This window comes from Thermococcus sp. (genome assembly GCF_026988555.1).
Classification (GTDB): domain Archaea; phylum Methanobacteriota_B; class Thermococci; order Thermococcales; family Thermococcaceae; genus Thermococcus.
The window spans coordinates 1-24,458 of sequence record NZ_JALSLB010000011.1; the positions used below are offsets into that span (position 1 = coordinate 1).

At 54.2% G+C, this 24,458-nt stretch carries 26 protein-coding genes, 1 tRNA gene and 1 pseudogene; 5 read left to right on the forward strand and 23 right to left on the reverse strand.

Translation table 11 applies throughout. From position 1 onward, the window contains the following. Nucleotides 1-451: 451 nt before the first annotated feature. The 21 genes from MVK60_RS00940 to eif1A form a co-directional block, all read right to left on the reverse strand. Nucleotides 452-538: transfer RNA gene (locus MVK60_RS00940), tRNA-Ser, on the reverse strand. Between the two features lie 16 nt (nt 539-554). Next, complete coding sequence (gene rpsJ, locus MVK60_RS00945) at nt 555-863, reverse strand: 30S ribosomal protein S10 (RefSeq protein ID WP_088863481.1); 309 nt, start codon at nt 861-863, stop codon at nt 555-557. A 46-nt stretch (nt 864-909) separates the two neighbouring features. Continuing rightward, nucleotides 910-2,196: a translation elongation factor EF-1 subunit alpha gene (tuf, locus tag MVK60_RS00950; protein WP_297435527.1), complete on the reverse strand. Its 1,287-nt coding sequence runs from the start codon at nt 2,194-2,196 to the stop codon at nt 910-912. 294 nt (nt 2,197-2,490) lie between these two features. Further along, the gene (locus tag MVK60_RS00955) at nt 2,491-4,689 is read right to left on the reverse strand and encodes an elongation factor EF-2 (RefSeq protein ID WP_297435529.1); all 2,199 of its coding nucleotides are present in this window, start codon (nt 4,687-4,689) and stop codon (nt 2,491-2,493) included. Nucleotides 4,690-4,842: 153 nt separating this feature from the next. Next, entirely contained in the window at nt 4,843-5,922 is a 1,080-nt protein-coding gene (locus tag MVK60_RS00960; RefSeq protein WP_297435564.1) for an HD domain-containing protein, read from the reverse strand. A 50-nt stretch (nt 5,923-5,972) separates the two neighbouring features. Continuing rightward, complete coding sequence (locus MVK60_RS00965) at nt 5,973-6,758, reverse strand: ABC transporter ATP-binding protein (RefSeq protein ID WP_297435566.1); 786 nt, start codon at nt 6,756-6,758, stop codon at nt 5,973-5,975. Then, the gene (locus MVK60_RS00970; protein ID WP_297435531.1) at nt 6,758-7,219 is read right to left on the reverse strand and encodes a hypothetical protein; all 462 of its coding nucleotides are present in this window, start codon (nt 7,217-7,219) and stop codon (nt 6,758-6,760) included. The genes MVK60_RS00965 and MVK60_RS00970 overlap by 1 nt, the downstream gene beginning before the upstream one ends. Further along, the gene (locus MVK60_RS00975; RefSeq protein WP_297435533.1) at nt 7,216-7,473 is read right to left on the reverse strand and encodes a hypothetical protein; all 258 of its coding nucleotides are present in this window, start codon (nt 7,471-7,473) and stop codon (nt 7,216-7,218) included. The genes MVK60_RS00970 and MVK60_RS00975 overlap by 4 nt, the downstream gene beginning before the upstream one ends. Beyond that, a complete protein-coding gene (locus MVK60_RS00980; protein WP_297435535.1) occupies nt 7,473-7,982 on the reverse strand; it encodes a hypothetical protein in 510 nt (169 codons plus the stop codon). The genes MVK60_RS00975 and MVK60_RS00980 overlap by 1 nt, the downstream gene beginning before the upstream one ends. A 1-nt stretch (nt 7,983) precedes the next feature. Then, nucleotides 7,984-9,081, reverse strand: coding sequence for a hypothetical protein (locus tag MVK60_RS00985; protein ID WP_297435537.1), 1,098 nt, complete (start codon nt 9,079-9,081; stop codon nt 7,984-7,986). Then, nucleotides 9,078-10,151 carry a hypothetical protein gene (locus MVK60_RS00990; RefSeq protein ID WP_297435539.1) on the reverse strand — a complete coding sequence of 358 codons (1,074 nt, stop codon included), beginning with the start codon at nt 10,149-10,151 and terminating at the stop codon, nt 9,078-9,080. Before MVK60_RS00990 ends, MVK60_RS00985 begins: the two co-directional genes overlap by 4 nt. Nucleotides 10,152-10,245: 94 nt before the next feature. Further along, nucleotides 10,246-10,482: a hypothetical protein gene (locus tag MVK60_RS00995; protein WP_297435541.1), complete on the reverse strand. Its 237-nt coding sequence runs from the start codon at nt 10,480-10,482 to the stop codon at nt 10,246-10,248. A gap of 365 nt (nt 10,483-10,847) precedes the next feature. Continuing rightward, entirely contained in the window at nt 10,848-11,654 is an 807-nt protein-coding gene (locus tag MVK60_RS01000; protein WP_297435569.1) for a GTP cyclohydrolase IV, read from the reverse strand. Nucleotides 11,655-11,703: 49 nt separating this feature from the next. Continuing rightward, nucleotides 11,704-12,471, reverse strand: a complete 768-nt coding sequence (locus MVK60_RS01005; RefSeq protein ID WP_297435543.1) for a DUF4129 domain-containing protein — start codon at nt 12,469-12,471, stop codon at nt 11,704-11,706. After that, on the reverse strand, nt 12,468-12,878 hold the full coding sequence (locus MVK60_RS01010; RefSeq protein ID WP_297435545.1) for a DUF1699 family protein: 411 nt from the start codon (nt 12,876-12,878) through the stop codon (nt 12,468-12,470). Before MVK60_RS01010 ends, MVK60_RS01005 begins: the two co-directional genes overlap by 4 nt. Before the next feature lie 5 nt (nt 12,879-12,883). Continuing rightward, entirely contained in the window at nt 12,884-14,131 is a 1,248-nt protein-coding gene (locus MVK60_RS01015; protein WP_297435547.1) for a DUF530 family protein, read from the reverse strand. Then, the gene (locus MVK60_RS01020; protein ID WP_297435550.1) at nt 14,128-15,288 is read right to left on the reverse strand and encodes a DNA topoisomerase IV subunit A; all 1,161 of its coding nucleotides are present in this window, start codon (nt 15,286-15,288) and stop codon (nt 14,128-14,130) included. Before MVK60_RS01020 ends, MVK60_RS01015 begins: the two co-directional genes overlap by 4 nt. Further along, entirely contained in the window at nt 15,281-16,984 is a 1,704-nt protein-coding gene (gene top6B, locus MVK60_RS01025) for a DNA topoisomerase VI subunit B (RefSeq protein WP_297435552.1), read from the reverse strand. Before top6B ends, MVK60_RS01020 begins: the two co-directional genes overlap by 8 nt. Before the next feature lie 13 nt (nt 16,985-16,997). Continuing rightward, on the reverse strand, nt 16,998-17,651 hold the full coding sequence (locus tag MVK60_RS01030) for a KH domain-containing protein (protein ID WP_297435554.1): 654 nt from the start codon (nt 17,649-17,651) through the stop codon (nt 16,998-17,000). A gap of 11 nt (nt 17,652-17,662) precedes the next feature. After that, nucleotides 17,663-18,439 (reverse strand): serine protein kinase RIO, encoded by a 777-nt coding sequence (locus MVK60_RS01035; RefSeq protein ID WP_297435556.1) that lies wholly within the window; start codon nt 18,437-18,439, stop codon nt 17,663-17,665. A 21-nt stretch (nt 18,440-18,460) separates the two neighbouring features. Beyond that, the gene (gene eif1A, locus MVK60_RS01040; RefSeq protein ID WP_297435571.1) at nt 18,461-18,829 is read right to left on the reverse strand and encodes a translation initiation factor eIF-1A; all 369 of its coding nucleotides are present in this window, start codon (nt 18,827-18,829) and stop codon (nt 18,461-18,463) included. 189 nt (nt 18,830-19,018) lie between these two features. Between eif1A and MVK60_RS01045 the strand changes: the two genes are divergently transcribed. The 3 genes from MVK60_RS01045 to rnhB are packed head-to-tail and all read left to right on the forward strand — an operon-like array spanning nt 19,019 to nt 21,329. Further along, complete coding sequence (locus MVK60_RS01045; RefSeq protein WP_297435572.1) at nt 19,019-19,810, forward strand: metal ABC transporter ATP-binding protein; 792 nt, start codon at nt 19,019-19,021, stop codon at nt 19,808-19,810. Beyond that, nucleotides 19,807-20,628, forward strand: a complete 822-nt coding sequence (locus MVK60_RS01050; protein WP_297435557.1) for a metal ABC transporter permease — start codon at nt 19,807-19,809, stop codon at nt 20,626-20,628. The genes MVK60_RS01045 and MVK60_RS01050 overlap by 4 nt, the downstream gene beginning before the upstream one ends. Nucleotides 20,629-20,633: 5 nt before the next feature. Continuing rightward, nucleotides 20,634-21,329 carry a ribonuclease HII gene (gene rnhB / locus MVK60_RS01055; RefSeq protein ID WP_297435558.1) on the forward strand — a complete coding sequence of 232 codons (696 nt, stop codon included), beginning with the start codon at nt 20,634-20,636 and terminating at the stop codon, nt 21,327-21,329. Here the strand turns inward: rnhB and MVK60_RS01060 are convergent. After that, nucleotides 21,310-22,701, reverse strand: coding sequence for a dolichyl-phosphate-mannose--protein mannosyltransferase (locus MVK60_RS01060; RefSeq protein ID WP_297435574.1), 1,392 nt, complete (start codon nt 22,699-22,701; stop codon nt 21,310-21,312). The two genes, rnhB and MVK60_RS01060, sit on opposite strands and share 20 nt — an antisense overlap. A 61-nt stretch (nt 22,702-22,762) precedes the next feature. Here MVK60_RS01060 and MVK60_RS01065 point away from each other — a divergent pair, with 61 nt between their 5' ends. Continuing rightward, on the forward strand, nt 22,763-23,905 hold the full coding sequence (locus MVK60_RS01065; protein ID WP_297435560.1) for a methyltransferase domain-containing protein: 1,143 nt from the start codon (nt 22,763-22,765) through the stop codon (nt 23,903-23,905). Here MVK60_RS01065 and MVK60_RS01070 read toward each other — a convergent pair. Next, entirely contained in the window at nt 23,900-24,097 is a 198-nt protein-coding gene (locus tag MVK60_RS01070; RefSeq protein WP_297435562.1) for a PCNA-inhibitor, read from the reverse strand. The two genes, MVK60_RS01065 and MVK60_RS01070, sit on opposite strands and share 6 nt — an antisense overlap. 144 nt (nt 24,098-24,241) lie before the next feature. Here MVK60_RS01070 and MVK60_RS01075 point away from each other — a divergent pair. Next, a pseudogene (locus MVK60_RS01075) lies at nt 24,242-24,458 on the forward strand (glutamine--fructose-6-phosphate aminotransferase); the annotation flags it as partial.

The window sequence follows — 24,458 nt, forward strand, 5'->3', positions numbered from 1 at the left end:
GGATGGAGCAGGGATGGAATCCCGGCCAAGGCCAAGCTCATGGCCCTCGACCTCCCGGACATCGCAGAGGACATCGGGGCGGGGATTTGAAGGTCCCTCCCTACTTTTCTGTTTACTCGTAAACAAAACTCCGCCCACATTCTCCCGTTGTTTATCAGTCAACTACAGGACCTACAATCAGGCTTTGCCCATCAAAACTCTATCAAAAGAGCACCCTTTCTCCTAAAACAGCTGGGAAAGGTTGGCGTGCACTCTAAAACTCGCCCATGAAAAAAGGTTTAACATAAAACCGACTATTTGAGGGATTCCACTTTTATTCTGGCATCCTAAGGATGCCTTGTGGAGAGTGGAACGCTACAAACTGCCAATTATGGAGGGTAAACCCTCTGAAAACAAGCAACTTGAACCTACACGCCAACTTCGATCAAACTTCGTGCAGGCAAAGTTTGTATGGCGCCGGGGCAGGGATTTGAACCCTGGTGGGCAAACGCCCACTGGCTCTCCAGGCCAGCGCCTTCCCAAGCTAGGCTACCCCGGCGCATAAATGAGAGGAATCAGGAGATGAGCTCGATCTCGATCGTGACGTCCTCAGGGACGCGGATGCGCATGATCTGACGCATGGCCCTTTCGTCGGCCTCAATGTCGACGAGCCTCTTGTGAACGCGGAGCTCGAACTTGTCGAAGGTTGCGGTGCCCTCTCCGTCCGGGCTCTTTCTGGTGGTGATCCTTATCCTCTTGGTCGGGAGCGGTATCGGGCCGCTCATCCTAACACCGGTCCTCTCGGCGATCTGCCTGATTTGGTCGGTGACCTCGTTGAGGGCCTTAATGTCCGTACTTGCGAGCTTAATCCTTGCCTTCTGCATTTCCGTCCCTCCTAAAAGCTAGGAACTAAAGGAAAGGCCGAAGAAATCACTCGGCCTTCTGAACTGAGATAACCATACCTGCGGCGACGGTCTGGCCCATGTCACGGATGGCGAACCTGCCCATCTGCGGGATCTCCTTGACCGGCTCGATGACCATCGGCTTGGTCGGCCTGAGGACGACGATGGCCGAGTCACCGGTCTTGATGAACTGCGGGTTCTGCTCCACGACGTTACCGGTCTTCGGGTCGAGCTTGGCAAGGAGCTCCTCAAACCTGACGGCGACCTGGAGGGTGTGTGCATGGAGGACCGGGGTGTAGCCGACGGTGATGGCGGTCGGGTGGTTGAGGACGATGATCTGGGCCTTGAAGGTGTCCTTCGGCCTGACGACGGTCGGTGGAGTGTCGGTATGTCCGGCAACGTCACCGCGCTTTATGTCGTTCTTACCAACGCCACGGACGTTGAATCCGATGTTGTCACCTGGATAGGCCGCGGGCATGGACTCGTGATGCATCTCGATGGATTTGACTTCGCCCTTGATGTCCTTGTGGAAGATGGTGCTGGCCGGCTCGAAGAGTATAACATCACCGACCTTGAGGACACCGGTTTCGACACGGCCGACTGGAACGGTACCGACACCCTTGATGGAGTAGACGTCCTGGATCGGAATGCGGAGCGGCTTGTCGGTCGGCTTCGGCGGCTCCGGTATCTGGTCGAGGGCCTCGAAGAGGGTCGGGCCGTTGTACCAGGGCATCTTGTCGCTCTTGGTAACGACGTTGTCACCCTCCCAAGCGCTGGTCGGGATGACCTGAACGTTCTTGTAACCGAGCATCATGAGGAGCTTCTTAACCTGGTCGGCAACCTGCTTGAACTTCTTCTCGTCGTAGTTGACCATGTCCATCTTGTTGATGGAGACTATCATATAGTTGATACCAAGGGTCCTTGCAAGGAAGGCGTGCTCCTTGGTCTGCGGCATGACACCGTCGGTGGCGGCGACGACGAGAACGGCGGCGTCGGCCTGGCTGGCACCGGTGATCATGTTCTTAACGAAGTCCCTGTGGCCCGGAGCGTCGATGATGGTGATGTACCTGTGCGGGGTCTCGAACTTGGTGTGGGCGACGTCGATGGTGATACCCCTCTCGCGCTCCTCCTTGAGCCTGTCCATGACCCAGGCGAACTTGAAGGACTTGCCCTTCTCACCCATCTGCTCGAACTTCTGGATGATGTTCTCCGGGATGTTCTTGCTGTCAAACAGGAGCCTTCCAACGGTAGTGCTCTTACCGTGGTCAACGTGGCCGATAAAGACTATGTTAATGTGTGGCTTCTCCTTTGCCATTTTCAAACACCTCCAAACTTTGATCTAGTCCGATTGACTAGGATGGCTTTTTAAATCTTTCGAACCTCGGCTCCCTCCGGCGGGTAACCCACCGTTTAAGGGGGGAACCTCATGAGTTCCGTCCCTAAGTTACGATGCGGGTTTAAAAACTTAACTAATGGGTTTCGACTGGAATTTGTCAATTCTAGGAACGGACCCGTGGAATCCCAAAATGGTACCGGTGGAGTCTCGAAGGCCCGGATTATGGAAACGTAGAACAAAAATGAACAGAAAAGTTCGGAGGGCAAAAAGCCCTCACTGCTGCGGGCAGACGTCCTGCTCCCTCGGGGGGTTCGGGTTGAGCCCTTTCCTCTGCCGGATCTGCTTGATTATGTTGACGGCGAGCTCTCCTGGAACGCGCTTGAAGCCCGCGTGTTCGGTTGTCCAGAGGGCCCTTCCACTGGTAGCACCGCGGATGGCGCCTGCGAATCCGAACATCTCGGCGACGGGGGCCTCACCGATGATGATCATTATCTCACCTTCCTGCCTCATGTCTATGAGCTGACCGCGCCTCTGGTTGAGCTCTCTGCTGACTGGTCCCATGTACTCGTAGGGCACGTTGATTATGACCTTCTGGTACGGCTCGTAGAGGACGGGGTTGGCCTTCATCATGGCGCAGTGAATGGCCCCTCTGATGGCCGGGTATATCTGGGCCGGACCGCGGTGGACGTTGTCCTCGTGGATTTTAGCGTCGTGCAGGCGGACCATGACCTTCATGACCGGCTCTTTGGCGAGCGGGCCCTCATCCATGGCCATGTGAAAACCGTCGACGAGGAGATCCATGACCTCGTTGAGGTACTGAAGACCCTTGGTGTTGTCGAGGAACATGTTACCCTGGTAGACGTCGACTATTCCTTTGGCGACTTCGTAGTCCATACCAAGCTCGGCGAGCTTCTTGGCGACCTCCTTCGGGTTCTTTGGTCTGCCTTCGGGTATGAGCCCCTCATGGATGGCCTCGTATATCTCGTCCGGTATCGGCTCGACGGTGATGTAGAACCTGTTGTGCTTGTTCGGGCTCTTTCCTTCGACTATCTGGCTCATCTTGGTTATGCTCTCGCGGTAGACGACGATCGGCGGGGAAACGTCGACGTCGAGCTTCCAGTCCTCTTTGAGCTTGACGAGCTTGACCTCGAGGTGGAGCTCACCCATGCCGCTGAGAAGGTGCTGGCCGGTCTCCTCATCGATCTTGACGTGGAGCGTTGGGTCTTCCTTGGCGAGCTGCCTGAGTGCCTCAATGAGCTTTGGAAGGTCCTTAACGTTCTTGGCCTCAATGGCGACGGTAACGACCGGTTCACTCGCATAGTGGAGGGCCTCGAACGGCTCAATCTGCTCAACTGAAACTGTCTCGCCTGCCATGGCATCGCGGAGTCCAGTGACGGCGACTATGTTTCCAGCCGGGACGGCCTCCATGTTGACCCTCTCAGGTCCCATGTAGATACCGACCTGCTGAACGCGACCTTTCCTCTTGGCGTTGATGAGGTAGACCTCCTGGCCGGTCTTGACGGTTCCACTCCAGACACGGCCGGTGGCGACCTCTCCTGCGTGCTTGTCGAGGATGATCTTAGTAACGACCATGACCATCTTGCCCTTCGGGTCGCACTTGAGCATGCCCTGTCCAACGTCGCTCTCAACCTCTCCCCTCCAAAGGTGCGGGATTCTGTACCTCTGGGCTTCCAGCGGGTTAGGAAGGTGCTTAACGACCATATCGAGGACGACGACGTGGAGTGGCGCCTTCTTCCTGAGGATCTTGAGGTCGCCGCTGTTGGTGAGCTCAACAATGTCCTTGAAGGAAACGCCGGTCTTCTTCATGTAAGGAACGCTGAGGGCCCAGTTGTAGTAGGCCGAACCAAAGGCGACGCTTCCGTCCTCGACCCTGACCATCCACTTGCCCTTGAACTCCTCTGGGGCGTACTTCTTGATGAGCCTGTTAACGTCGGTGATAACCTTGGCGAACCTCTGGAGGATGTCGTTCGGGCCGAGCTTGAGCTCCTTGATGAGCCTGTCGACTTTGTTTATGAAGAGAACCGGCTTGACGTACTCCCTAAGGGCCTGCCGGAGGACGGTCTCGGTCTGCGGCATGACTCCCTCAACGGCGTCAACGACAATGATGGCACCGTCGATGGCACGCATGGCCCTGGTAACGTCCCCACCGAAGTCAACGTGGCCTGGCGTATCGACGAGGTTGATGAGGTAGTTCTTTCCCTCGTACTCGTGAACCATCGAGACGTTGGCCGAATTGATGGTTATTCCCCTCGCCTGCTCCTGCTCGTCGAAATCAAGAACGAGCTGCTTTCCGGCGAGCTCCTCGCTGATCATTCCAGCACCGGCGAGCAGGTTGTCGCTCAGCGTGGTTTTTCCGTGGTCAATATGAGCGGCAATACCCATATTCCTTATCTGCTCCGGCTGGTTCATGAGATCCTTAATCTTCGCAAGCATCTCTTCCCTTCTTCCCATTTACACCACCTACTATCTCCTAATGAGCTTGTCAACCTCACTTAAGGGGGCCGGTTATAAAGCTTTTCCCAACCGAAATGGGTTCGGGGGAGGGTGACACGAAGGCATTTAAAGCTTTTGATGTGGGGACACTTGCCCGAAAGCAGCCAGACCTCAGTCTCCCACGGCACCTCGCATGAACACCCCCACCTCATCCACGGTGTCCTCCCTCGCGTAAACTCCCCAGTGCCAGTAGGTGTCCTTAAGCTCCACCAGGGAACGGACAAGCGGTGAAACCTCACTTAGCCTGTGGAGAACCCCTCCCACTTCAACGAAGGCGTTTTTCTCCTCGAACTTGGGCTTCGGTGGATAATCGACTATTGCCAAGTGCCCAAACTCCGCCTCAAGTTCTCCCTTCAGCTCACTGACTGCGGCCCATCCCGGATCCCTGCTGGTGTAAAGAACACGTTTGTATAACCTCCTGTCCTCGATTCCCCTAATGAGTTCCCTGACTTCTCTCCTCTCGCCCTTCCTGAGCCTCGCCACGAGGCTTATCTCATCCATACTGCGAATCTCAGTATACGGGAGCCCCTCAAGCTCAACGGCCTTCAGGAGCATTGCCCCGGCTATCTTGGAGGTGTGGTGCTGGTAGACTGTGGAGTACATCATACTCCTCGCCAGGAGGAGAGACTGAGCGGCCATAATACCTTTCTTTCCTATCACTAGGTTTTCACCGTCGTAACGGAGGGCCCTCACTAGCCGCTCCAAGTCGACCAGACCATAGGCAACACCGGTGTAGTAAGAGTCCCTCACTAGGTAGTCCATTCTGTCCGCATCTATGTCACCGCTCACGAGGGGATGTTTGAGAAGCCCCAGAAACTCCCCCAATGAGTAGCGCTCCTTGATTACGTCCCCGATTTCGCTGTGCTTTATGAACCACTTTGTGCTCTCCTCGTGCCTCGGATAGAGCGCCTCAAGGGTGTGGCTGAAAGGGTAGTGCCCGAGATCGTGGACCAGGGCCGCGTAAACTGCGCCTTCCTCTATCTCAGGGTTATGGCCGCATATCCACTTTGCTAGATGAAACGTTCCGAGGGAGTGCTCGAAGCGCGTGTGCCTCGCGGAGGGGTAAACGAGGAAAGCCAGGCCTAGCTGGGTTATCCTTCTGAGCCTCTGGAACTCCGGGGTATCAAGCAGCCTGAGCGCGAATTCGTCGAGCTCTATTCCGCCGTGTATCGGGTCGTGGACGAGCTTCATCCTCCCACCGGGCATGGTGGGGAGTAAAGTTTATATAAACCTGGTGCCAACTAAAAAGTGGCAGGGGCTTCCACTTCAGGTGGTTCACCTCCGCTTGGAGTTTGCCGACCCCCCTGCCCAGTGGAAGAGGGGCTCTCCCGGGCCCCCTTCCTACTTGAACGTCCTATGCGGGGTTTGAACAGCTTTTTGACATCCCCCTGAACCTCCGCAGCTTTTCCACTCAAGATGATCTTTCCGTTCCCTATGACAACAACCCAATCAACGATGGGCATCAAGGGCTCCCAGATGTGGCTTATGATTACGAAGTTGGTTTCTCCCCTCATGCCCTCAATTATTTTAATTACCTCCTCCATGCTGTCGAAGTCTATGTTCGCCAGGGGCTCGTCGAGGAATATCAGCTCCGGCTTCCCTACGAAGGCCTGTGCAAGGGAAAGCCTCTTGAGCATTCCCGATGAGTAGCCGCTTATCCTCTTGTTGAGGAAGGGCTTTGCATCGAAAAGCTCCGCCACTCTCTCGACTTCCTCCCCGTCAAATCCCTTGCTTTCAGCGAAGAGGGTGAGCCATTCCCTACCCGTAGTGAACTGCGGAAAAGCCGGCGGGTCGTAGGCGACGCCGAAGCGGGCCTTAAGCCGTCCATTGTTCCAGGGAATTTCACCGAAGACCCTTATCTCCCCGGCGCTTGGATGATAAACGCCGGTGGCGAGCTTGAGGAAGGTGCTCTTTCCGCCGCCGTTGGGGCCGAGGATCAGGGTGATTCCCTCAGGAATGTCCACGGTTATCCCGTCAAGCGCCTTGATGCTCCCGAAGTGTTTCTTCAGGTCTTTCGTCTCGATTATCACCTGCCCCACCTCCACACAATGAATGCTAGGAGGATTGCAAAAGCGGAGCCGCTGATGTAGAGGGCGTTTTGGACAGGTTTGGTTGGATAGTTTTTGATGAAACGGAAGGAGCAGGTGAGTTTGTCAGTGCCGTTGTTGATTATAAGGTAGTCCCCCTCGTGCGGAAGAATAAACTGGTACCTGGCATGGCCGTAGACGGCGTGTTTGTCCACCTGTTCTCCGGTTATGACGTCGTACACTTCGACGATTCCATTGCCGTTGCAGGAAGCCTCAACGAGGGAGCTGGTGGGGGTGTTGGCCGTTACAGTACTGAGGCTGGTAACGTTCCCCTGACGTTCCACCGGCTGAAGAAACACCGGGCCGATTGAGCCGACCTGGTTTTCATAGGAACTGTAAACCCAGAGCGAGCCAATGGTGAGCATGAGCATCGCAGACAGCAGGGCCGCCCAGAACCTCACACCACATCCCTCCTCCTTATGAGAACCCACGAGGCAAGGAATAGGGCCAGCGGGATGAGAAGGCCCCAGCCGATGTAGTTAATTGTGAACGGTGTAAAGTCAGTGCTCCCGCTCCTGGGTATGGCGTTGATGAAGAGCACCGGCGGGACGTTGGAAAGGCCGGTAACCCTGGGGGCGTATATGACAGCAAATCCCACCATAAAGGCAAGAAACGCGTCCGGGGAGGCCAGTGAGACAAAGGTCGCAACCGCCACTAGGTAGAGTACAAGGAAATTACCAGAACCAGTGCATCGCTTAGGAAGTTTGAGGTTATCCCGGGGAGGTACTTCAAGATTCCCGCGTAAGTGGTCACGCTAACGTAGGCGAAGGGCAGCAGTATCATGGTGAATCCGTAGATTAAGAGCGAGAGAAGCTTGACTCCGAAGAGTTCACCGTTGGAGTAAGGAAGCGAGTAAATCGAACGTGCAACGCCGCTGTCCCTGTCGTAGCGGAACGTTAAAGCGCCTAGAAGCAAAACCAGAAAGCCCATCAGCGTCCAGACGTCGTCGAGGGAGAGAACACCCTGTATTGACGTTGAAACACCTGATGCTTTCAACGGCCCGAAGAGTTCAATCCGGGTTCCGGAGGCGAAGCCCATGCTTGCGTTTACACCCATCAGGGACTGCTTCATGGCCATTCCCGCTAAGAGTACTCCAAACAGGAGGAGAACGTTCTTAACCAGGTCGTTCATCCCCCACCGGAAGAGTGTATAGAGACGTCCCACCTCATTCCCCCTCATCTAATTTTGTCTTTTCTTTGACTCCCTTATTGTACCTTCCAATCAAGAGTGCCAACAATAGAATTGCAAGCGAGCAATAGAAGACGTAGGAGGTTTTTACCTTCGGTTTTTCGAAAACCACTACACCGGTGTTTTCCCCTTTGAGTCTGAACGATTTAAGTACGATGCCTGTGGCGTACGAATCATCGTGCCTGACCTCCACCTGATATAGGGCATACTCGTCGGTAAAAGATGCATCCAAGATTCCAACGGCCCAGAGGTCGGGTCCACCGTTGGGAGTAAATATAAGCTTTCCATCCGATGCATCAAAAGTGTAAATCAGGGTTGCCATCTGAACAATCTCGATGGGATACCCCTTCCCAAATGGCTGGGTCAGGTTGAACGAATACCTCTCGGTAACCACGGTCTTGAGGGGTGGATAATACGTGATGTTCTTCCACTTCTTCGAATTCTTGTTATCCACCGCTACCCTGCCAATAACGGTTCTGAACGGGTACTTGGAAAACGTACTGCCCTTTTCAATCGGGTGCAACGGGTTGTCAAAGAGCATCGTGTGGCCGTAGGCTTTCCCGTTCTTTACAACCTGCATGTCGGCTTCTCTGATGAGATACGAGCCGGTTATCGTGACTTCCCGAAGTTTGAACATGTACCAGGTCCAGTCCTTGAAATCCGGGTCATGACTTTTCTCGGTTTTCGCTGAGAGAACATCCACCTCCTTCCAAAAGGCTGGGGGGTGAACCCCTTTGGGGAGAACTGTCATTACGGTGACGTTGGTAAGTTCTATTTGAACGTGTGAAATGATATACCCGTTGTTTTCATCGGAGAGGTTGAACCTTATCACGGTGTCGTTGTACGTTTTTATCACGTAGAGAACCCCAGAGTAGTTGTAAATCATCAGCGACGTGGTTATCCAGTCCGGTTTGTCCCCGTGGGAGACGCGATATTGAATGTATGGGTCGTACTTCTGGGCGATGTATTCGATGTAAACACCGGGCTTGACCCAGTATGGGGCCGCGAGCGCTGAATGGAAGCCTCCGATGAGGATGAACATTGCCACTAACATCGAGGGAATGACGTTCCTCATTTTGATTTCCTCCAGCCTTTTGCTGTCATGATAGAGCCGAGGAGAACCAGCGACCCCCAGAACGCGTACTTCCACGGCGTTTTAGCCTTCGAGAACGGTACCTCTTCCGCTCTCTGGAACTCAGCATTGGTGTCGTAGAGTGGCAGCAGGCCCGCCCACATGGGGTTTCCCTTTACCATCTGCTCGTAGGCCACGCGCTCGTCCATAAAGGATGCAAAAGGAATCCCTATAGCGGCAAGGTCAGGGGAGATCAGTATTGAGAGGGTAGTCGGGGATAATACCATTCCCGTTGCGGGATCATAACGCAAACCTCCAGGAGTCTGGGTAGTAAACTCCACGAGGCCCTCCATAACAAGTGGCGATCCCAGGAGAGACAGCGTGGCAACAGGGGGCCCAAATTTCCCGTAATATGTTTTCGAGGGTTTATCCCTCACGGACACCCTTTCGACTTTCATCGTCCAGTTAAGGGTGGGAAAAACCACGAAGGTCTTGTTCTCCTGCGGAGCCAGACCTGGATCGGTATCAATCCAGAGAAAAGTGTGACCATAGTGGGTTCCATCCAGACTGAAAACGGCACCATCGCTCTCCCGTATTCTGTAAACACCCTTAATCCTGAGGGAACTGAGGTACACCTTGTATTCAAGGGTACCAGAATTGCCCGGGGTTGGTATGGTTTCAACTTTTATGACCTCGTTTTGTTCCCAGATTGGACTAAGGTTCTCCCCAGTTGGGACGGTGACTTTAACCGTTACGTTGCTCATGTCAATATGGACGCCGACCGTTAGATAACCGTCAATCTCCTCCAGAATAGTGAACTTGAGGTAAGTGTCGTTGTACGCGTAGATTCGGTAGGAAGCGTTGTGGGAAAGGTAAACAAGAAACGCAGTTCTTTGCTCGGTTGAGTATCCCTGGGAGAGCTGATACTGGATATACGGGTCGTACCTCATAGCCGCGTACTCAACGTAGACTCCCGGCTTGACCCAGTAAGGTCTCGCACTTGAGAAGGGGAGGGACGTAATCATTAACAACATGATTGCAAGCACAATGAACTTGGCACCGTTTAGTTTCATTGTAATACCCTCCATGATATATTCAAACAAAATTAAATAAGCAGAGTAAAACTAGATAGATTTACATATATAGCCATCCCGCGGAAGCTATATCCTACTCTACAAGATTGCCCGTTATTGGGTTCTTGACAATGGTCACAGATTCAATGCCGTTGCTGTCGGGAATGTTGTAGTGGAAGTAGGTGTATCCGGCATCCTTGCCCGTCTTTGTGAGCCCTCCCGTTCCTATCCTGTATGTTATCTCATAGTTGGTGTATGGATTGCTGACATCGTACTTGACTCCGACCTCGGCATAGGCCCAGCCGTACTTTATGGAGGTGTAGTCGTGCACCTCAGTAACAGCCCATGTAGTCGCTGCCGCGAACCCTGCCGCCACTACCAGCAGACCGAACAGTATTGCCACAGGCTTCTTCATGGTGCCGACCCTCCTGCCCGAGGGCGGTTAATACGCCCCCTTGGGCAATTAATGATACTCTCATAATCATATTTAACTTTTACTTCAAAGTTTAATTGTAAATTTCAAAAAAATCGGGAACATCCCTGCAGGCCATTACATTGTACAAACATGTAGGCAGATACGTCAAAACTAACAACCCAGTTATGCAGGTGTTAACGAAATAATTTAACAAAAGGTCGCAAAATTGTGCAAAAACTTCGGAGAGAGTAAAGAGAATAAGGGATATCGAGTCTCAAATCTCAGCTCCACGTCTCCGCTATCACATCGTGCTTGTGGATGCTCTCGTTGCTGATGACCTTCACGTGGATCCTGCCCTTGAACCTCTCCTTCGCCCTGGCGAAAATCTCACGGGCGACATCCTCAACGAACTTCGGGTTGGCAAACATACCCTGCACGACGGCGTTTTCATCCACCGTCTTCAGCAGGGTGTACGTTGGATTGCTGAACGAGCTTTCAACGACGTCGATCAGTTCCTCAAGGGCGATGTCCCCTTCAAACGTCGTTCTCACTTCAAGCTCGCCAATAGCCCTCTGTATGTGGGTCTTGCCGTTGTTGTTGGCCATGGCATGGGGACATACGGTGTTGCCAACCACCCTGACGCGGAGGACCTTCTCAAGGGAGCCGTCCTCGTTTTTGATAACGCCAACCTCAACGTCGTAAGGCTCGTAGCTCATTCTTCCGCTCGCAGGGGCCTCCCGTGGTATTATGAGATGGGTTTTTATCCATACCTCCGCACGGTTGTGGGGATGTTTGCCTTCGAGATGCTTTATTATACATCTCCCCAGCTCCTCCAGAGAGGTATGGATGTTCTGAACTTCCTCCTCGATCGCCTCGCTCATCGCATCGGTGATGCTCTCGACGAGCCTGCTCATGTGAATGCCCTTCTTGTCCGCGGGGAGGTCTATGGTAACTTCAAAGAGCGGCAGAAACGTGTAAACCCTGCCTTTCCAGTTTATCCTGGCGATGGTGCGAAGGTTAGTAATGCCAACTCTATGGAGCTGCTCCCGGATCTCCGGAACTTCCTCCTGGGTCTCAAATATCTGCATTCTTCTCACCAGGAAGGGCTGAATGAAGGGCTTTTTAAACCTAATGCCGCTATCTCAGGAACTCCATCAGGCGTTCGTAGCTCTCCTTGGCCAGCTCCAGATCACCGGCCTTAAGCCTCTTGGCATATTTGGCCTTCTCGAACAGCCTTGTGAGTGCGTCAAGATCCCGTAAATCTGGAAAGATCTCGCGCAGCTTGTCCTCGTGTTCCCAATGGGTCCAGCTCTTCTGATAGGGGTAGCCTCGTCTGACAAGGCCCGCAACGACGTTCTGATACATCTTTATTATCCGCTCTGCGGGGGTGCCCTCAAGGGTCTCATAGGTCATTTGGGGGTTAAACTTCTCCGCCAGGGGATACCTCTTAAGTTTCTGCCTTTTGAGAAGGCCGTAGACAACGAAGGCCAGGAACACCAAGTAAGGAACTAGGTAAAGGAACGTGTGTATAGGGGCATCTATGATGACGAGATCGCCCCTTCTGAGGAACACCCTAAACGGCTGTATCAGGCGGTGTCCCACTGAGAATCCGCCGTGTACCCGTCTCCTGGGCCCCCATAGAAGGTACGCCGCGACGGCAAGGGTGGCTATAATAAGAACATCGTCCCACAGGTGTCTCTTCCTGACCCTGCCCTTGGTGAAGTGCCTCTCCCCGCTCATCAGCTGTACAAAGGAGTAACCTGCGAGGGCAAACACGAGCATCGAACTGCCCCACAGCACCCATTCCAAGTTGAGTACCACGGTGGACGTTGCTGCGGATGTCGAGAAGAACATCGCCGAGAACACGAGGACGAGAACAAACGCCAAGGACGCCGTGTACTTCATTTAGTCTCGCCCCTAACTTGGGCGCTCTCGAGAAGGTAGTACACCGTTCTGAGGGGTATTCCGGTGCGGCGACTTATCTCCTTGGGGGGTACTCCCTCCTTGGCCAGGGAGTAAAGCCATGTTATGGTCTCCGCCCCGTACTTTCTGGGCCGTCCCCTGGGATAACCTTCGGGGAGGAGCTGGATCCCCATTTGGGAGAGGGCATAGATTATCTTCTTCGAGACTTTGGGGTAGAGGCTTGGCGGGCAGGAAATCCTGCGGACGTTTGGGGCGCGCTCCAAGATGTGGACCAGTATCTCCTTCGTCGGGCGTAGGTTCACGTAGACCTCAGTAACCTCGCCGTTCAAGGCACCATCAAGCTTCTTGAGGAGTTCGGTGTTGTTCTTCGCCTTTATCTCCACCCTCACGTATCTCACCCCTGAAGAAGGGCCAGGAACTGCTTCGCCCGGTCGCTCTTGGGCATGAACTTCTCGAACTTCGCGGTATCGGCGAAGAGGGTTGTGTGAAGGCCGGAGATGACGAACTTCTCCATAGCCTCCTTGAGATCGTCCATTGGAATGCCCAGGAGTTCCGCCACCCGCTCCGCATCGTAGCTGCTTATTCCATAGAGGAGGACACCGCCGAGGAGGTGGTTTGGCACGTTGCTCAGCTCCTTCCTCCTGCCCACTATTGCACGTTCGAGCTCACACTTCCTCATCAGAAGCATACTTCCATATCCAGTTTTGAAACCTGGTTCCCCCTTGAAGGGAAGGTCGAGGATGGAGTAGTGACAGTCGATGCAGAGCCGTATACCAGGGTAAACTCCCAGGCCCTCCCTCTCGTTCTTCGAGGTGAGGAAGTAGTACCTGAAGAGGTCAAGACCCAGCTTCTCGGCCCCGTGCTCTGGATCAAGAACGGCGTATGCCAGGGCAAGGTTGTCTACGGTGTAGTGGTTGTTTATCAGCACCCCCCTCGTCTTCACGAAGCTCAGAACGCGCCAGCGGAAGCGCCTTCCAAACCTCCTTCTCAACTCCGCTTCTATATCAGAATCGACGGGCAGATCCACACGCGCTTTTTTCAGCCGATTGTTCTCCCAGTACTCGACCTCTATGCGGAGCCCGCGCATCCTGATGATGCCTTTCTCGCGGAGTTTGGACTTGATGAGTTTGAACGCCTCCCTGACGGCTATGGTGTGTCTTCCTAAGAGTCTAAGCACATCCCCCGAATAAGCCAGATGGGGTATCACCTCAACCCTCCCGATCGTCACCTGCTTCGGAAACGCCTTTACGGAGGGGAGGTTCTCCTGGCTGAGCTCTTTTAACCCTACAGGTTTCCTTCCGTAGAAAAAAGTGTAGTTGGCGTCTATTATGGACAGGGCCATCTTGTGGGCGGTGATGGCCGCCCGAAGCCTTTCAAGGGCAAGGACGCGGTTCCTCTTCTTCTTATATATCCATTGAATATGCGGATCCCTGTCGCGTTTGTCCATACCCCTGACCGCCGGTGTGCTCTCACCAACCCGCCGTGAGAGGTCCTCTTCAAGCTCCTTGAGGAGTGCAAGGTTTTCCCTCAGGCGGTAGGAGATGGATGGGACGTCGAAGGTCTCAAATAGCCCGTCCATGTCTATCCCAATATCGTCCAGTATCTTGTTGACCTGCGCGACGAGCTCCTCGGTCGTCGTCATGGCAGCAGTTCACCGTTGCTTATCTTTTCAGGAAGGTACTTCCTGGCGACGAACTCAAGGGATTTGTTGGCAAGGGCCTGCTGCTCGATCCTCACCCCCATCTTCAGGGCAAGCTGGAACTGCCTCTGCCACTCCCTGTTCTGGAACCAGGGATAGTTCATCTCCTCGGTTATCCTTTTGTAGTCCGCAGTGGGACCTCCCTTCTTGTTGGGGGGAATTCCCTTGAGCTTCTCGGTGACGTTCTTGAGGCCGTAGCGCTCTATGTCGTCCATGGTCATTCCAACGAACTTCGCCTCCGGTGTCGCGAGCTTCTCACTGAGGTAAGCGAGGTTGATGGAGCCCTGTTTTATGGTCGAGTAGATGTACCAACCGTAGGGGTCGCCATCGGTGAAGACTATTATCGGAAGACCCTCCTCGTAGTGGAGCCTGTGGATGAGCCTTCTAACTCCACGCGAGGCCTGTCCCTGGGTCGCGATGATGAGGGCTTTCTGTTTCCTGGCAAACTTTTCCTCGATGAGACGGTCCGCCATAGCCGCGGTCTCGACGACCAGGGCGTAGTCAACGTTCACCTCAACGAACTGGAGGTGCTCGACCGTCCCCGGAACGGCCCATCCCCCCATACCGAGCTTGCTCGTGTTGAACTCATCCTCGCCGTCGCGGATGACTACGTCACCGTAGATGTAACCACGCCTGTCTGCCGTCAGATGCATCTCCTCACGCAGAACACCGAGCATCCTCTCAAGGTCCTCTATGATGGGATCGCTCTCGCGCTGGTCCTCGAAGGTGTTCTCTTTCGTTCCGGGAATCGTGTGCTTGTTGGCGTAGTAGGCTTCACGAAGGCTTGCGTGCTTTCTCTCGCTTACAAGCCTCTTAACGTAGGCCATCAGAAGGACGGTCTGCATGAACTTCCTGGTGTGGGCAACGTTGAGGAAGTACCTCCGGGACAGCTTGTCCCCCATCCTAATGACGCGCCTCTTCTCATCGAAGTAGACGTTGCTGATACCGCGCATCGGGATGTCAAAGTAGGGGTTTTTGCCCTCCCGGATATTCTCGAGGATCCTCTTTCCGTGCTCCTCAAGTTTTCCCAGAACCTTTGTGGGATCGTACGAGAACCGTTCCCTGGGTTTTTCACGGTGGATGCCCTTTCCTTTAGGCATTCTCACTCACCTCCCCTGAAACCGCTGTCCGACCGTCTTTGGCAGCGAAGTGGCTCTCTATGAAACCAAGGAAGTAGCCTGCGATGGCTTCCTCCGATTCGTCCGTTAGGACGCTCAGGGCCTTCGCTATCTCCGGAACGTAGCGCTCAAAGGTCTTCCTCCGCTTGACCTGATGGAGCCTGCGGTGTTTGCCGCTGAGATACGTCTGGAGCCTCCTGGCGGCGTCCATAATCGCCAGCCGTATCTCGTTCTGAATTTCCTCGACGTTGGCTATGCTCTGCTTCCCAGTTCCGGTGTAGGGCACATGGACACTGATGACGTTTATCATGAGAACGAGAGGGGTCCTGTCGAGGTCATCAACCTTGTATCTCTTCCAGTCTACGGAGCGTGCCGCCAGTGTCGTCACACACGAGCCCGCATCGAAGAGGAGTGGAACGCGGTTGGCGTACCTAAGAACGTCAAAACCTGCCTGAATCTCTCCACCATAGGCCAAACCAACCTCAACCTGGAAGGGGATACCCCCGGAATAGACCTTGGGCGACCGGGTAACGGCGGTGACGAACTCCGGCTTAAGGATTCCCCTCAACCCCTTCTCGATGTTTTCCTCGCCTATCGGCCTCAGACCGTGGGTCGGGGGGGCCATGAAATTCAGGTACCTGAAGGCTTCAACTATCTCCTCGGCTTCCCCCCAGGTGAGTTTTTCCGGCGGCTTCTCCATTGTCTTCGCAACCTGCTTGACGACCTTGGTGTACCCTTTAAAGGAGCGGAGGACCGTCTTGACCTCCCCCTTAGCAAGCCTCTCATAGAGCTGATCCTGGACGTTCTTGTCCTTCTCGGTCTTTATTAGCCTTAGAGCGGCGATGTACTCAACCAGCTCGTCGAACTTCTTGTCACTTATCCTGGAGAACTCGCCGATTAGGAAGCGTTTCAGACTGCTCCGCCTGGTCTTCTTGGCCATCCTGTAAACGTCGTCGGTGAGAACGCCGCGGGGATGGGGTTTCATCTCAACGGGGGGCTTGGGAACGTCGTCACTCGAACGCGGGAACGCTATTAGTTTTCCGTCCGGCTCGATGAGCTCGATGTGGGCGTGGGGGTTCGCTATGGCAGTGAGCTTGAGGTACCAGTACACACCCTGCTTTGAGCGGACGTAGCGGACGTTCTTGACCTCAAGCTCTATCCTGGTCCCACGCCAGCCGTTTGGATTGGGCTTCTTTGTCTTCTGCACTATCTTACCCTCGTTCCTGTCCACGTCTATTTTAACCCAGGCCTCAATTATCTCGTCGTTTCCGGTGGAGGTCACAACGCGCGTCGCCTTTCCGCTGGTTATCTGAGCGAACATAACCGCACCACTTATGCCAAGCCCCTGCTGGCCTCGGCTCTGTATGTTCCTGTGGGCCTTTGTACCGGCCAGCATCTTGCCGAAGACATGAGTTATAAATTTCTCAGGGATTCCCGGCCCGTTGTCCTCAACAACGACTTTATAATGTTCCCTCTCTATTTTCTCAATCTCCACGCGGACGTAGGGAAGTATCCCCGCCTCCTCGCAGGCGTCAAGCGAGTTGGTAACCGCCTCATGGACAACCGTTGTAAGCGACCGGATTTTACCGGTGTAGCCGAGCATTGCCGCGTTCCGTCTGAAGAACTCGCTGACGCTCTGTACCTTAAATTCCTTAAACAGTTCTTTGGCTTCGGCCATATTCCAACCTCCATCACTCCATGAGCGTGTATCCAGCCCCTTCGACCTTAAGGTCCTTCTTCCTTCTCTCAAGGTACCGATAAACGGAGCTATGGGGCGAGCCCCTAACGAGCTTCTCTATTGCAGTTTTTGCTATCTCCACCTGAATGGGGCTACCTATGATAGCAACGGTCTTACCGTAAACGCTGATATCCGCACCGCTCATCTCCTCAATGATCTCCCTCGTACGGCCCTTTCTCCCTATTATCCTCCCCCTAACACGTGGAAGGGCGTGCCCCTCACTGCCAACGACGATGTCGGAGAGGTTCACCACCTCCAAAACCTCCCCCTCGTTGAAGAGTCTGAAGGCCCTCTCCGGTGAGAATCCTCTACCGATGGCTGTAACGACATCTCTCGCCTTCCAAACCGCCAGGGGGTCGTCGGTTTCTTCCGTGGACGTTATGAAGACCTCCCCGGTTTCACTGTCAACTTCCACCTTCGTCTTTGTCCTGTCCTCAATCTCCTTTTTGGTGCCCCCTTTCCTCCCTATAAGGACGGCCACCCTGTCCTTGGGTATCCTAACGAACTCCTCCTGCTCGCCCATGGCCTCGTACGAGAGCTCGCCTTCATGCCCGGTCTCCTTGTCAACCCTTTCGTATTTCTTCAGCAATCTCTCAAACTCGTCCATACTCTCACCCTCTAAGCTTCGAGGAGCTCCTTAAGCTTTTCATTGAAGTCCTCGGTGTGAACGCCTTTACGCGTGAAGTAACTGATTATATTCCACAGATCCCTTTTTAGGAGGGCTACGGACATTTTATTCCGTTTTACAGTCGCCTGGGACCAGTCTATCACCACGGGGAAATCCCAGATCAAGATGTTGTACTCGCTCATGTCCCCGTGGACCATATCACCCCTCCTCCACAGACGTTCTATAACGCCCATAGTGAAGCTGTAAAGCTCTTCAAGGTCCTGGGGTTCAAGCTCACGCTCAACATCCTTAAGGCGCGGTGCTGGCCCCTCCTCCCCGATGAACTCCATCACAAGGATGTTGTTGCGGAAGATCTTTGGTTCAGGGACTCGAACGGCGTATTTGATGGCCCTCTGAAGGTTCTTGAACTCCCTACGCGTCCAGACGAAGACCAGCTTACGCATGTCCTTCGGCAGGTACCCCACGCGCGGGTCGGCCGCCAGGTACTCCCATATGCGGCGGAACTCGGTGGTGTACGTCCGGTAAACCTTCACCGCAACCTTCTTGCCTTCCGAGGTAACCCCAGCAAACACGTTCGCCTCCTTTCCAGTCGAGATGACCCCCTGGAGGTGCTCTATCCACCCCCTACGGTGGAGGTACGAAAGGGTCTCGGTCGTGCTCTTGTCGAACACCTCGTTGGCAATCTTATACAGTTCACTGCCCTTTTCACGACGCTCCCGTAATCCGGTGAGCTCTTCAATAGCCCTCTCAAACTCTCCTTCGGACATAGCCACCACACTGAGCTGAGGTCAGAGAAGCACATCGGCACCGCTCAGGAAATCCCGACTTACCTTGCCCCTTCTCAGGAGCCAGTCCACCTGGGTTCTGGTGTAGCGGTATACGATATCCCCGCGTTCATCCGACTGAACGGACCAGGGCTGGACTATGACGAGGTCGCCAACACGCATCCACATGCGTCTTTTGAGCTTGCCGGGTATCCTGCATCTCCGTATCCGCCCGTCCTCACACCTGACGTCCATCCAACCGGATCCGAGGGCCTGTTCAATCACACCGAAGATCTGACCCCCTCTTGGAAGGGGCACTCTAATCACTTCATCACCTTGAACCTGCCTGTTACTCTTTTTTCTTCCTTTATTTCCACGTCTGTGGTACGCCATGAATATCATCACCTCCTGAGGCTTGACTTGAGTCCTTATAAGTTTAAGCCTTGCAAAAATTTTCCAAAGCTGGTAGGTTGAAGCATTTTTAAAATTTTTGCAAACCTTGTGCCAAATATCCATAACCGGGCATTATGGGCGTATGAAGGTTTAAAAACGCACCAATTAAACTGGATTCTGGAGATGAACATGAACGCGGTGGAAGCGGAGAACCTCACGGTACTATACGGAGAGCAGCCCGCCCTGGAGGGACTCACGTTCAATGTTGAGGAGGGGGAGACCATGCTGCTCCTGGGCCCAAACGGGGCGGGAAAAACGACCCTACTCAGAACGATAGCGGCATTTCACGGTGAGTACTCCGGGAAGCTCCTCGTTTTTGGCGAACCTCCCTATAAAGCAAGGGATATAATCTCATATGTTCCACAGAGCCACTCCCTTAACGAACGCGTTCCGCTGACGGCCATAGAAGTCGTCGCAATGGGGAGTATTTACAGGGGAAGTTTTCTGCACTTCAGGATTCCTACCAGCGCCATGAATAAAGCCAAAGAGGTGCTGGGCTTCGTTGGCCTTGCCGGAAGGGAGAACCGGCTGTTCCGTGAACTGAGCGGAGGACAAAAGCAACGCGTTCTCCTTGCCAGGGCCCTCATGAGTGATCCCAGGCTACTGCTTCTCGACGAGCCGCTCTCCGCCCTGGACCCCTCGGCGAGGGTTGAGGTGACCGCGGTTCTGAGCAAGATAAAACGGGAGAGGGGGCTTACGATGATAATTACAACACACGATATCAACCCTCTGCTGGAGATAGGTGACAGGGTCATGCTGATAAATAAACGCCTCATAGAGTTTGGAAAGCCAGAAGAGGTTCTCAGGGACGATGTAGTGAAGTCGGTCTACGGTCCCCTGGCCAGAGCCGTGAAGGTTGAGGGAAAGCTGTTCTGCATAACGGGGGACGCCCATATCTACCACCGGAGGGAGGATATGTGATCCCAGAATACATCATCAGGGCGATCTTGGCCAGTATAACTGTCAGTGTCCTCCTGGGGCTTCTGAGCCCAATAATAAACATGAAAGGGCTCGCGTTTCTGACCCACGCCACGTTCCACTCCCTCCTATTCGGTGCGGTGCTTGGGATGGTTTTCGGTTTGATCCTGGAGAACCTCTCCCTCGTGATGGTAGTCGCCCTCATCGTGACGATAATAGTCGTTGTCCTGATCGCCGAACTCGAAAAGAAAGGATTTTCGTCGGATTCCGCGGTTGGCATCGTGGCCAGCTTTGTGGCGGGACTGACCGTTCTGAGCTTTGGAGTGCTTTACAAGGTGATGGCCACCAGACCGTACTTTCCCCTGAGCGAGGACATAGTCTCCTATCTGACGGGGGAGATATTCCTGATAACGCTCAACGACCTCCTGACCCTCGTGATCGGAGGGATGGTAGCGTTCTTCATCATGCTGTTGCTCTACAGGGATTTCCTGTACTTGAGCTTTGATCCAGAGGGGCTGGAAAGCTACGGAGGGAACTCAAGGGCATATCTGATGATCCTCTACGTCCTCGTAGGAGGCGTCGGAGCCCTGATAGTGAAGACCGTCGGCTTGATAACCCTCCAGGTGGTCGCGGTTCTGCCCGGGGCGATAGCGCTGATGATGAGCTCGGACATCAGAAAGATACTTGGGGTTAGCCTCTTCCTCACCCTAGGCGTTGAGCTCTCGTCGGTGGTTCTGGCCTACTTCACGAGCATACCCCCCAGCGGACTGGCGACAATAATGCTCGGGGTGATCTACGGGGCGCTGTTGTTCAGGAGGTGAACGTGTTGGGCTTAAAACTAGGTGGAATTGACGAAGCGGGTAGGGGGCCGGTTGTAGGTCCTATGGTAATCGGTGCCGTGGTTGTGGATGAGGAGAACGTACCCGAGCTAGCAAAACTCGGGGTCAGAGATTCCAAGAAACTCAGTCCCGGGCGCAGGGAGATGCTGTTCGACAGGATAGTTGACCTCCTGGACGACTACGTGCTCCTCGAATTATGGCCAGAGGAAATAGACGGAAGAACGTGCACACTCAACGAATTCGAGGTTAAAAACTTCATCCGGGCGTTGAACTCCCTGAAGGTGAAGCCCGATGTGCTGTACATAGACGCAGCAGACGTCAAGGAGGAGAGATTCGGTGAGGAGGTGTCCAGAGGACTGGACTTCACTCCCAGAATAATCGCGGAGCACAAGGCAGACGACAGGTTCATCCCAGTATCTGCGGCATCTATCCTGGCCAAAGTGACAAGGGACAGGCTTGTTGAAGCACTCAAGGAAGAATACGGCGAGATAGGTTCAGGATACCCTAGCGATCCACGGACGAGGGCGTTTCTCGAACGCTACTACCGCGAACACGGCGAGTTCCCTCCCATAGCCAGAAAAACCTGGGGAACACTGAAGAAGATAAAAGAGGCCGTTGAAGGAAAAGCTCAAAATGGGATGGGACAGCTCACGCTGGAGATGTTCACCGGGAGATCCCGGTAACATCCCAGATCCTCCGTTTAATGCGCAGGATCCAGACCCAGTACGTCTTTATGGATTCCCTGAATGCCTCCCAGCGTATGATATCGTTAAGCACAACTCCTATGGTGACCGCGGCGGGGGGAACGAGAACGGTAGCGTAAAAGCTGAACTGAGTCTTTCCACCAAGTGCGTATTGAAGGGCAAACAGAGCTATGGTACTCCAGAATATCCCAAAGGGCACGACAACCCTCGTCCTTTTTCTGTACACCCACGGAATGGCGAATATGAAGACCACCATGGCCAGCAAAAGGAAGGGATCAGTCTGGGCGTAGATGTTTGGGTTAAAGTGGAAGGGGAATGGGGTGCTGTTAACGAACCATTGCCAGAACGGGGAGGTGCTCGGATTCGGCCCCTTGTAGCTGAGGTGCCACCTAAAGCTACCCAAGAACTGCCGGAGCCAGTATTCGAAACCAACCGCCTTTATCGCGGTTAGGTTTGGAACGAGGAAGGCAACACCTGGAACTAGAGCTATAACCGCCATGAAACGGGTCAGACGCTTCTCCCCCTTGAAGGCATCCACAAGTAGTACAGGCCACCCGAAGGCACCACTCAGCTTTGCCGCCGCCGCAAGGCCGAGTGCCATTCCTGCACCCATGCGCCTCTCGTAGATCAGTACGAGCATGAAGAGGGTAACGAAGAACGCCACGTGGATGTCCAGCATGGCAGCCACGGCGGTTGCCTGAAGCGTCGGGTCGGCGGCTACAAAAACCAGGGCGATGAGGGAGGCTAGGTAACTCCCGCTTATTCTGTACGTTGCCAGGAGGACCAGTACACCTATGAGGGCAAATTCGATGAGGCCGGGAACGCGCCAGTCTATCGGCTTGTCCTCCCTCAGCATCCCAAGCATTATAAGGTCCTTCCCTAAGAACGGGTGCTCAAGGTTGAGGTAGTTCTGGATGTTGTCCTTATCCGGGTACCTGAATCCGGGGACAACGTAGTAGCTTCCCGAGGGGAGCTCTTTTGCAAGTGATTTTCGGAATGCCCCGAGGTTCCGGGGTGGAATCTCAAAGTACAGCCCGGGAAAGTCGTAGTACTCCATCTCAAACGTTGTGTTGTAGTCGTCGGCTATCATCTCAACGGTGGAGGCGTAGCGCAGTTTGGAAGACACGTTGGAGAAGATGACGTTTACCCCCTCCGAGCCCGTTGTACCGTTCACGTAGTGGACGTCGACCCCCAAGCGGTGGAGTATGTTCCTGCTAGCCGGGATGTACCAGACCTCGTCACCTATGTACCCTCTAAGCGCCGGTGAGGACGCCGTTCTGTAAAGGTACCAGAAGGAGGACAGTATTATACCCGCCGATATGAGTATGAACACAAGGGTTTTCCATTTCATTGCCGCCACCACGTGGAGTAGTGCGGCAACTTTTTTAAGCTTCCCCACGAGGGGAAGGCTGATGATAGAGGAAGAAGGGGTAAAGCTCGCACTTGAAGTGCTCAGAAAGGGGCGAAATCCAAAGGGGCTGGGGGCCAAACTGGGTAAGGGCTGGGAAGAGGCCGTGGAAATAGCGCGGGCCAGGTTGAGGGCCGGAAACAAGTTCTCGCGGGACGACCTCTGGATGGACATGGAGGGCCTCAGGTACGCAACCCACGAAGCTGTTGCCAAGTATCGGAGCGAGCGCCTTAAGAAATCGGGTGTGCGGAGCCTAGCCGACGTATCCTGCGGCGTTGGGATCCAGCTCATCTTCTACGCGATGAACCTGGATAGGGCCTGGGGCATAGACATTGATCCACGAAGGGTAGAGTACGCAAGGAGAAACGCTGAGAAGTACGGGGTCACCAACATTGAGTTTATAGCCGCTGACTCGCTGAGCCCGGAGACCGTTGGGCGAATCGATGCCGATGTCGTATTCTCGGACCCGGCACGTCCCCCCGTGGCTCCGGAAAGAAAACTTGAAGGCCTGCTACCGAGCCCCCTGGATATCCACCGGATTTACAGGGAGAAGACGGACCTCTTCATATTCGATCTTCCCCCCCAGATAAGGAGAGAGAAAATTCCCTGGAAGGGGGAGTTCGAGTACATCGACCTCAACGGGGCGCTCAACCGGCTGACCTTCTACTTCGAGGGACTGGCACGGACTGAACGAAGCGCGGTTCTCCTGCCGGCGGGGATGCGTATTGAGAGCAGGCCCGAACTGGAGAATGTGGTCGGGTGGACGAACCTGGTGGGGCACTACCTCTACGAAATCTCTCCTGCGGTCGCCTACGCCGACTTAATCAACGAGCTATTCCACCTCCTGCCGGGGAACCCCAGGATGCTCCTTAAGGACAAAAGGCGCGTTATAGGGACCGGAAGCGACGAGATAAAAAGCGAGTACCTTAAGAGAACCTATGCGGTCGTTGATGTTGTCCCCTTCCATCCGGTGAGGATAAACGACATCCTCAGGAGGGAGGGCTTCGGAAAAGCCACACTGCGCGTCAGTGTGCCGGACAGTGAGTACTGGAGCCTCAGAAGGCGTATAGAGTCAGGTCTCCGCGGCGACAGGAGAGCCTTCATCTTCGAGTTCAACAGAAAAGCGATAATAGCGGAGCCCCTATAACTCCTCTATCCTTGCGTTCCTGATCTTCTTGGAACCTATCCTGAGGCCTTTGAAGTAGTTGATGTGCTCTTCGGGAAGAAAAGCCTCCAGGTTCGTAGGCTTAAGCCTTCTGCGCTTCTTTTCGGTTTTTTTGGCTTTTTCCAGACTTTCCGAAGACACCGAAGAGAGGAACTCATCGAGCTGCTTGTCCATCACCGCACCCGATACCCGTAGGGATGGGGGTATAAATCTTTTTTCCCGCTACCCCAAAAGATCATCCATTCTAGACACCGGAAGAAAGGCTTTTAACTTCCGGGATTTATTTAGGGCAAAAGTAAGGATAACCGGTGAAGCGGGATGTGCGGTATAATAGGGTACATCGGAGGGCGCAGGGCCTGTGAAGTTATAGTTAAGGGGCTTAAGCGGCTTGAATATCGTGGTTACGATTCTGCCGGTGTCGTTACAGGGGAGGGGGAAAGCCTGCACATTAAAAAGGGGGCGGGGAGAATAGACCCTCTGGTGAGCGAGCTCGGTCTGCTTAACATGCCCGGAAATCGGGGAATCGGCCACACCC

Bases quoted from the DNA above. Each gene is read 5' to 3' on its own strand.
- rpsJ (WP_088863481.1), bottom strand. From the start codon at position 863: ATGCAGAAGGCAAGGATTAAGCTCGCAAGTACGGACATTAAGGCCCTC.
- tuf (WP_297435527.1), bottom strand. From the start codon at position 2,196: ATGGCAAAGGAGAAGCCACACATTAACATAGTCTTTATCGGCCACGTT.
- MVK60_RS00955 (WP_297435529.1), bottom strand. From the start codon at position 4,689: ATGGGAAGAAGGGAAGAGATGCTTGCGAAGATTAAGGATCTCATGAAC.
- MVK60_RS00960 (WP_297435564.1), bottom strand. From the start codon at position 5,922: ATGAAGCTCGTCCACGACCCGATACACGGCGGAATAGAGCTCGACGAA.
- MVK60_RS00985 (WP_297435537.1), bottom strand. From the start codon at position 9,081: ATGAGGAACGTCATTCCCTCGATGTTAGTGGCAATGTTCATCCTCATC.
- MVK60_RS00990 (WP_297435539.1), bottom strand. From the start codon at position 10,151: ATGAAACTAAACGGTGCCAAGTTCATTGTGCTTGCAATCATGTTGTTA.
- MVK60_RS01000 (WP_297435569.1), bottom strand. From the start codon at position 11,654: ATGCAGATATTTGAGACCCAGGAGGAAGTTCCGGAGATCCGGGAGCAG.
- MVK60_RS01005 (WP_297435543.1), bottom strand. From the start codon at position 12,471: ATGAAGTACACGGCGTCCTTGGCGTTTGTTCTCGTCCTCGTGTTCTCG.
- MVK60_RS01015 (WP_297435547.1), bottom strand. From the start codon at position 14,131: ATGACGACGACCGAGGAGCTCGTCGCGCAGGTCAACAAGATACTGGAC.
- MVK60_RS01020 (WP_297435550.1), bottom strand. From the start codon at position 15,288: ATGCCTAAAGGAAAGGGCATCCACCGTGAAAAACCCAGGGAACGGTTC.
- top6B (WP_297435552.1), bottom strand. From the start codon at position 16,984: ATGGCCGAAGCCAAAGAACTGTTTAAGGAATTTAAGGTACAGAGCGTC.
- MVK60_RS01030 (WP_297435554.1), bottom strand. From the start codon at position 17,651: ATGGACGAGTTTGAGAGATTGCTGAAGAAATACGAAAGGGTTGACAAG.
- MVK60_RS01035 (WP_297435556.1), bottom strand. From the start codon at position 18,439: ATGTCCGAAGGAGAGTTTGAGAGGGCTATTGAAGAGCTCACCGGATTA.
- eif1A (WP_297435571.1), bottom strand. From the start codon at position 18,829: ATGGCGTACCACAGACGTGGAAATAAAGGAAGAAAAAAGAGTAACAGG.
- MVK60_RS01045 (WP_297435572.1), top strand. From the start codon at position 19,019: ATGAACGCGGTGGAAGCGGAGAACCTCACGGTACTATACGGAGAGCAG.
- MVK60_RS01060 (WP_297435574.1), bottom strand. From the start codon at position 22,701: ATGAAATGGAAAACCCTTGTGTTCATACTCATATCGGCGGGTATAATA.
- MVK60_RS01065 (WP_297435560.1), top strand. From the start codon at position 22,763: ATGATAGAGGAAGAAGGGGTAAAGCTCGCACTTGAAGTGCTCAGAAAG.
- MVK60_RS01070 (WP_297435562.1), bottom strand. From the start codon at position 24,097: ATGGACAAGCAGCTCGATGAGTTCCTCTCTTCGGTGTCTTCGGAAAGT.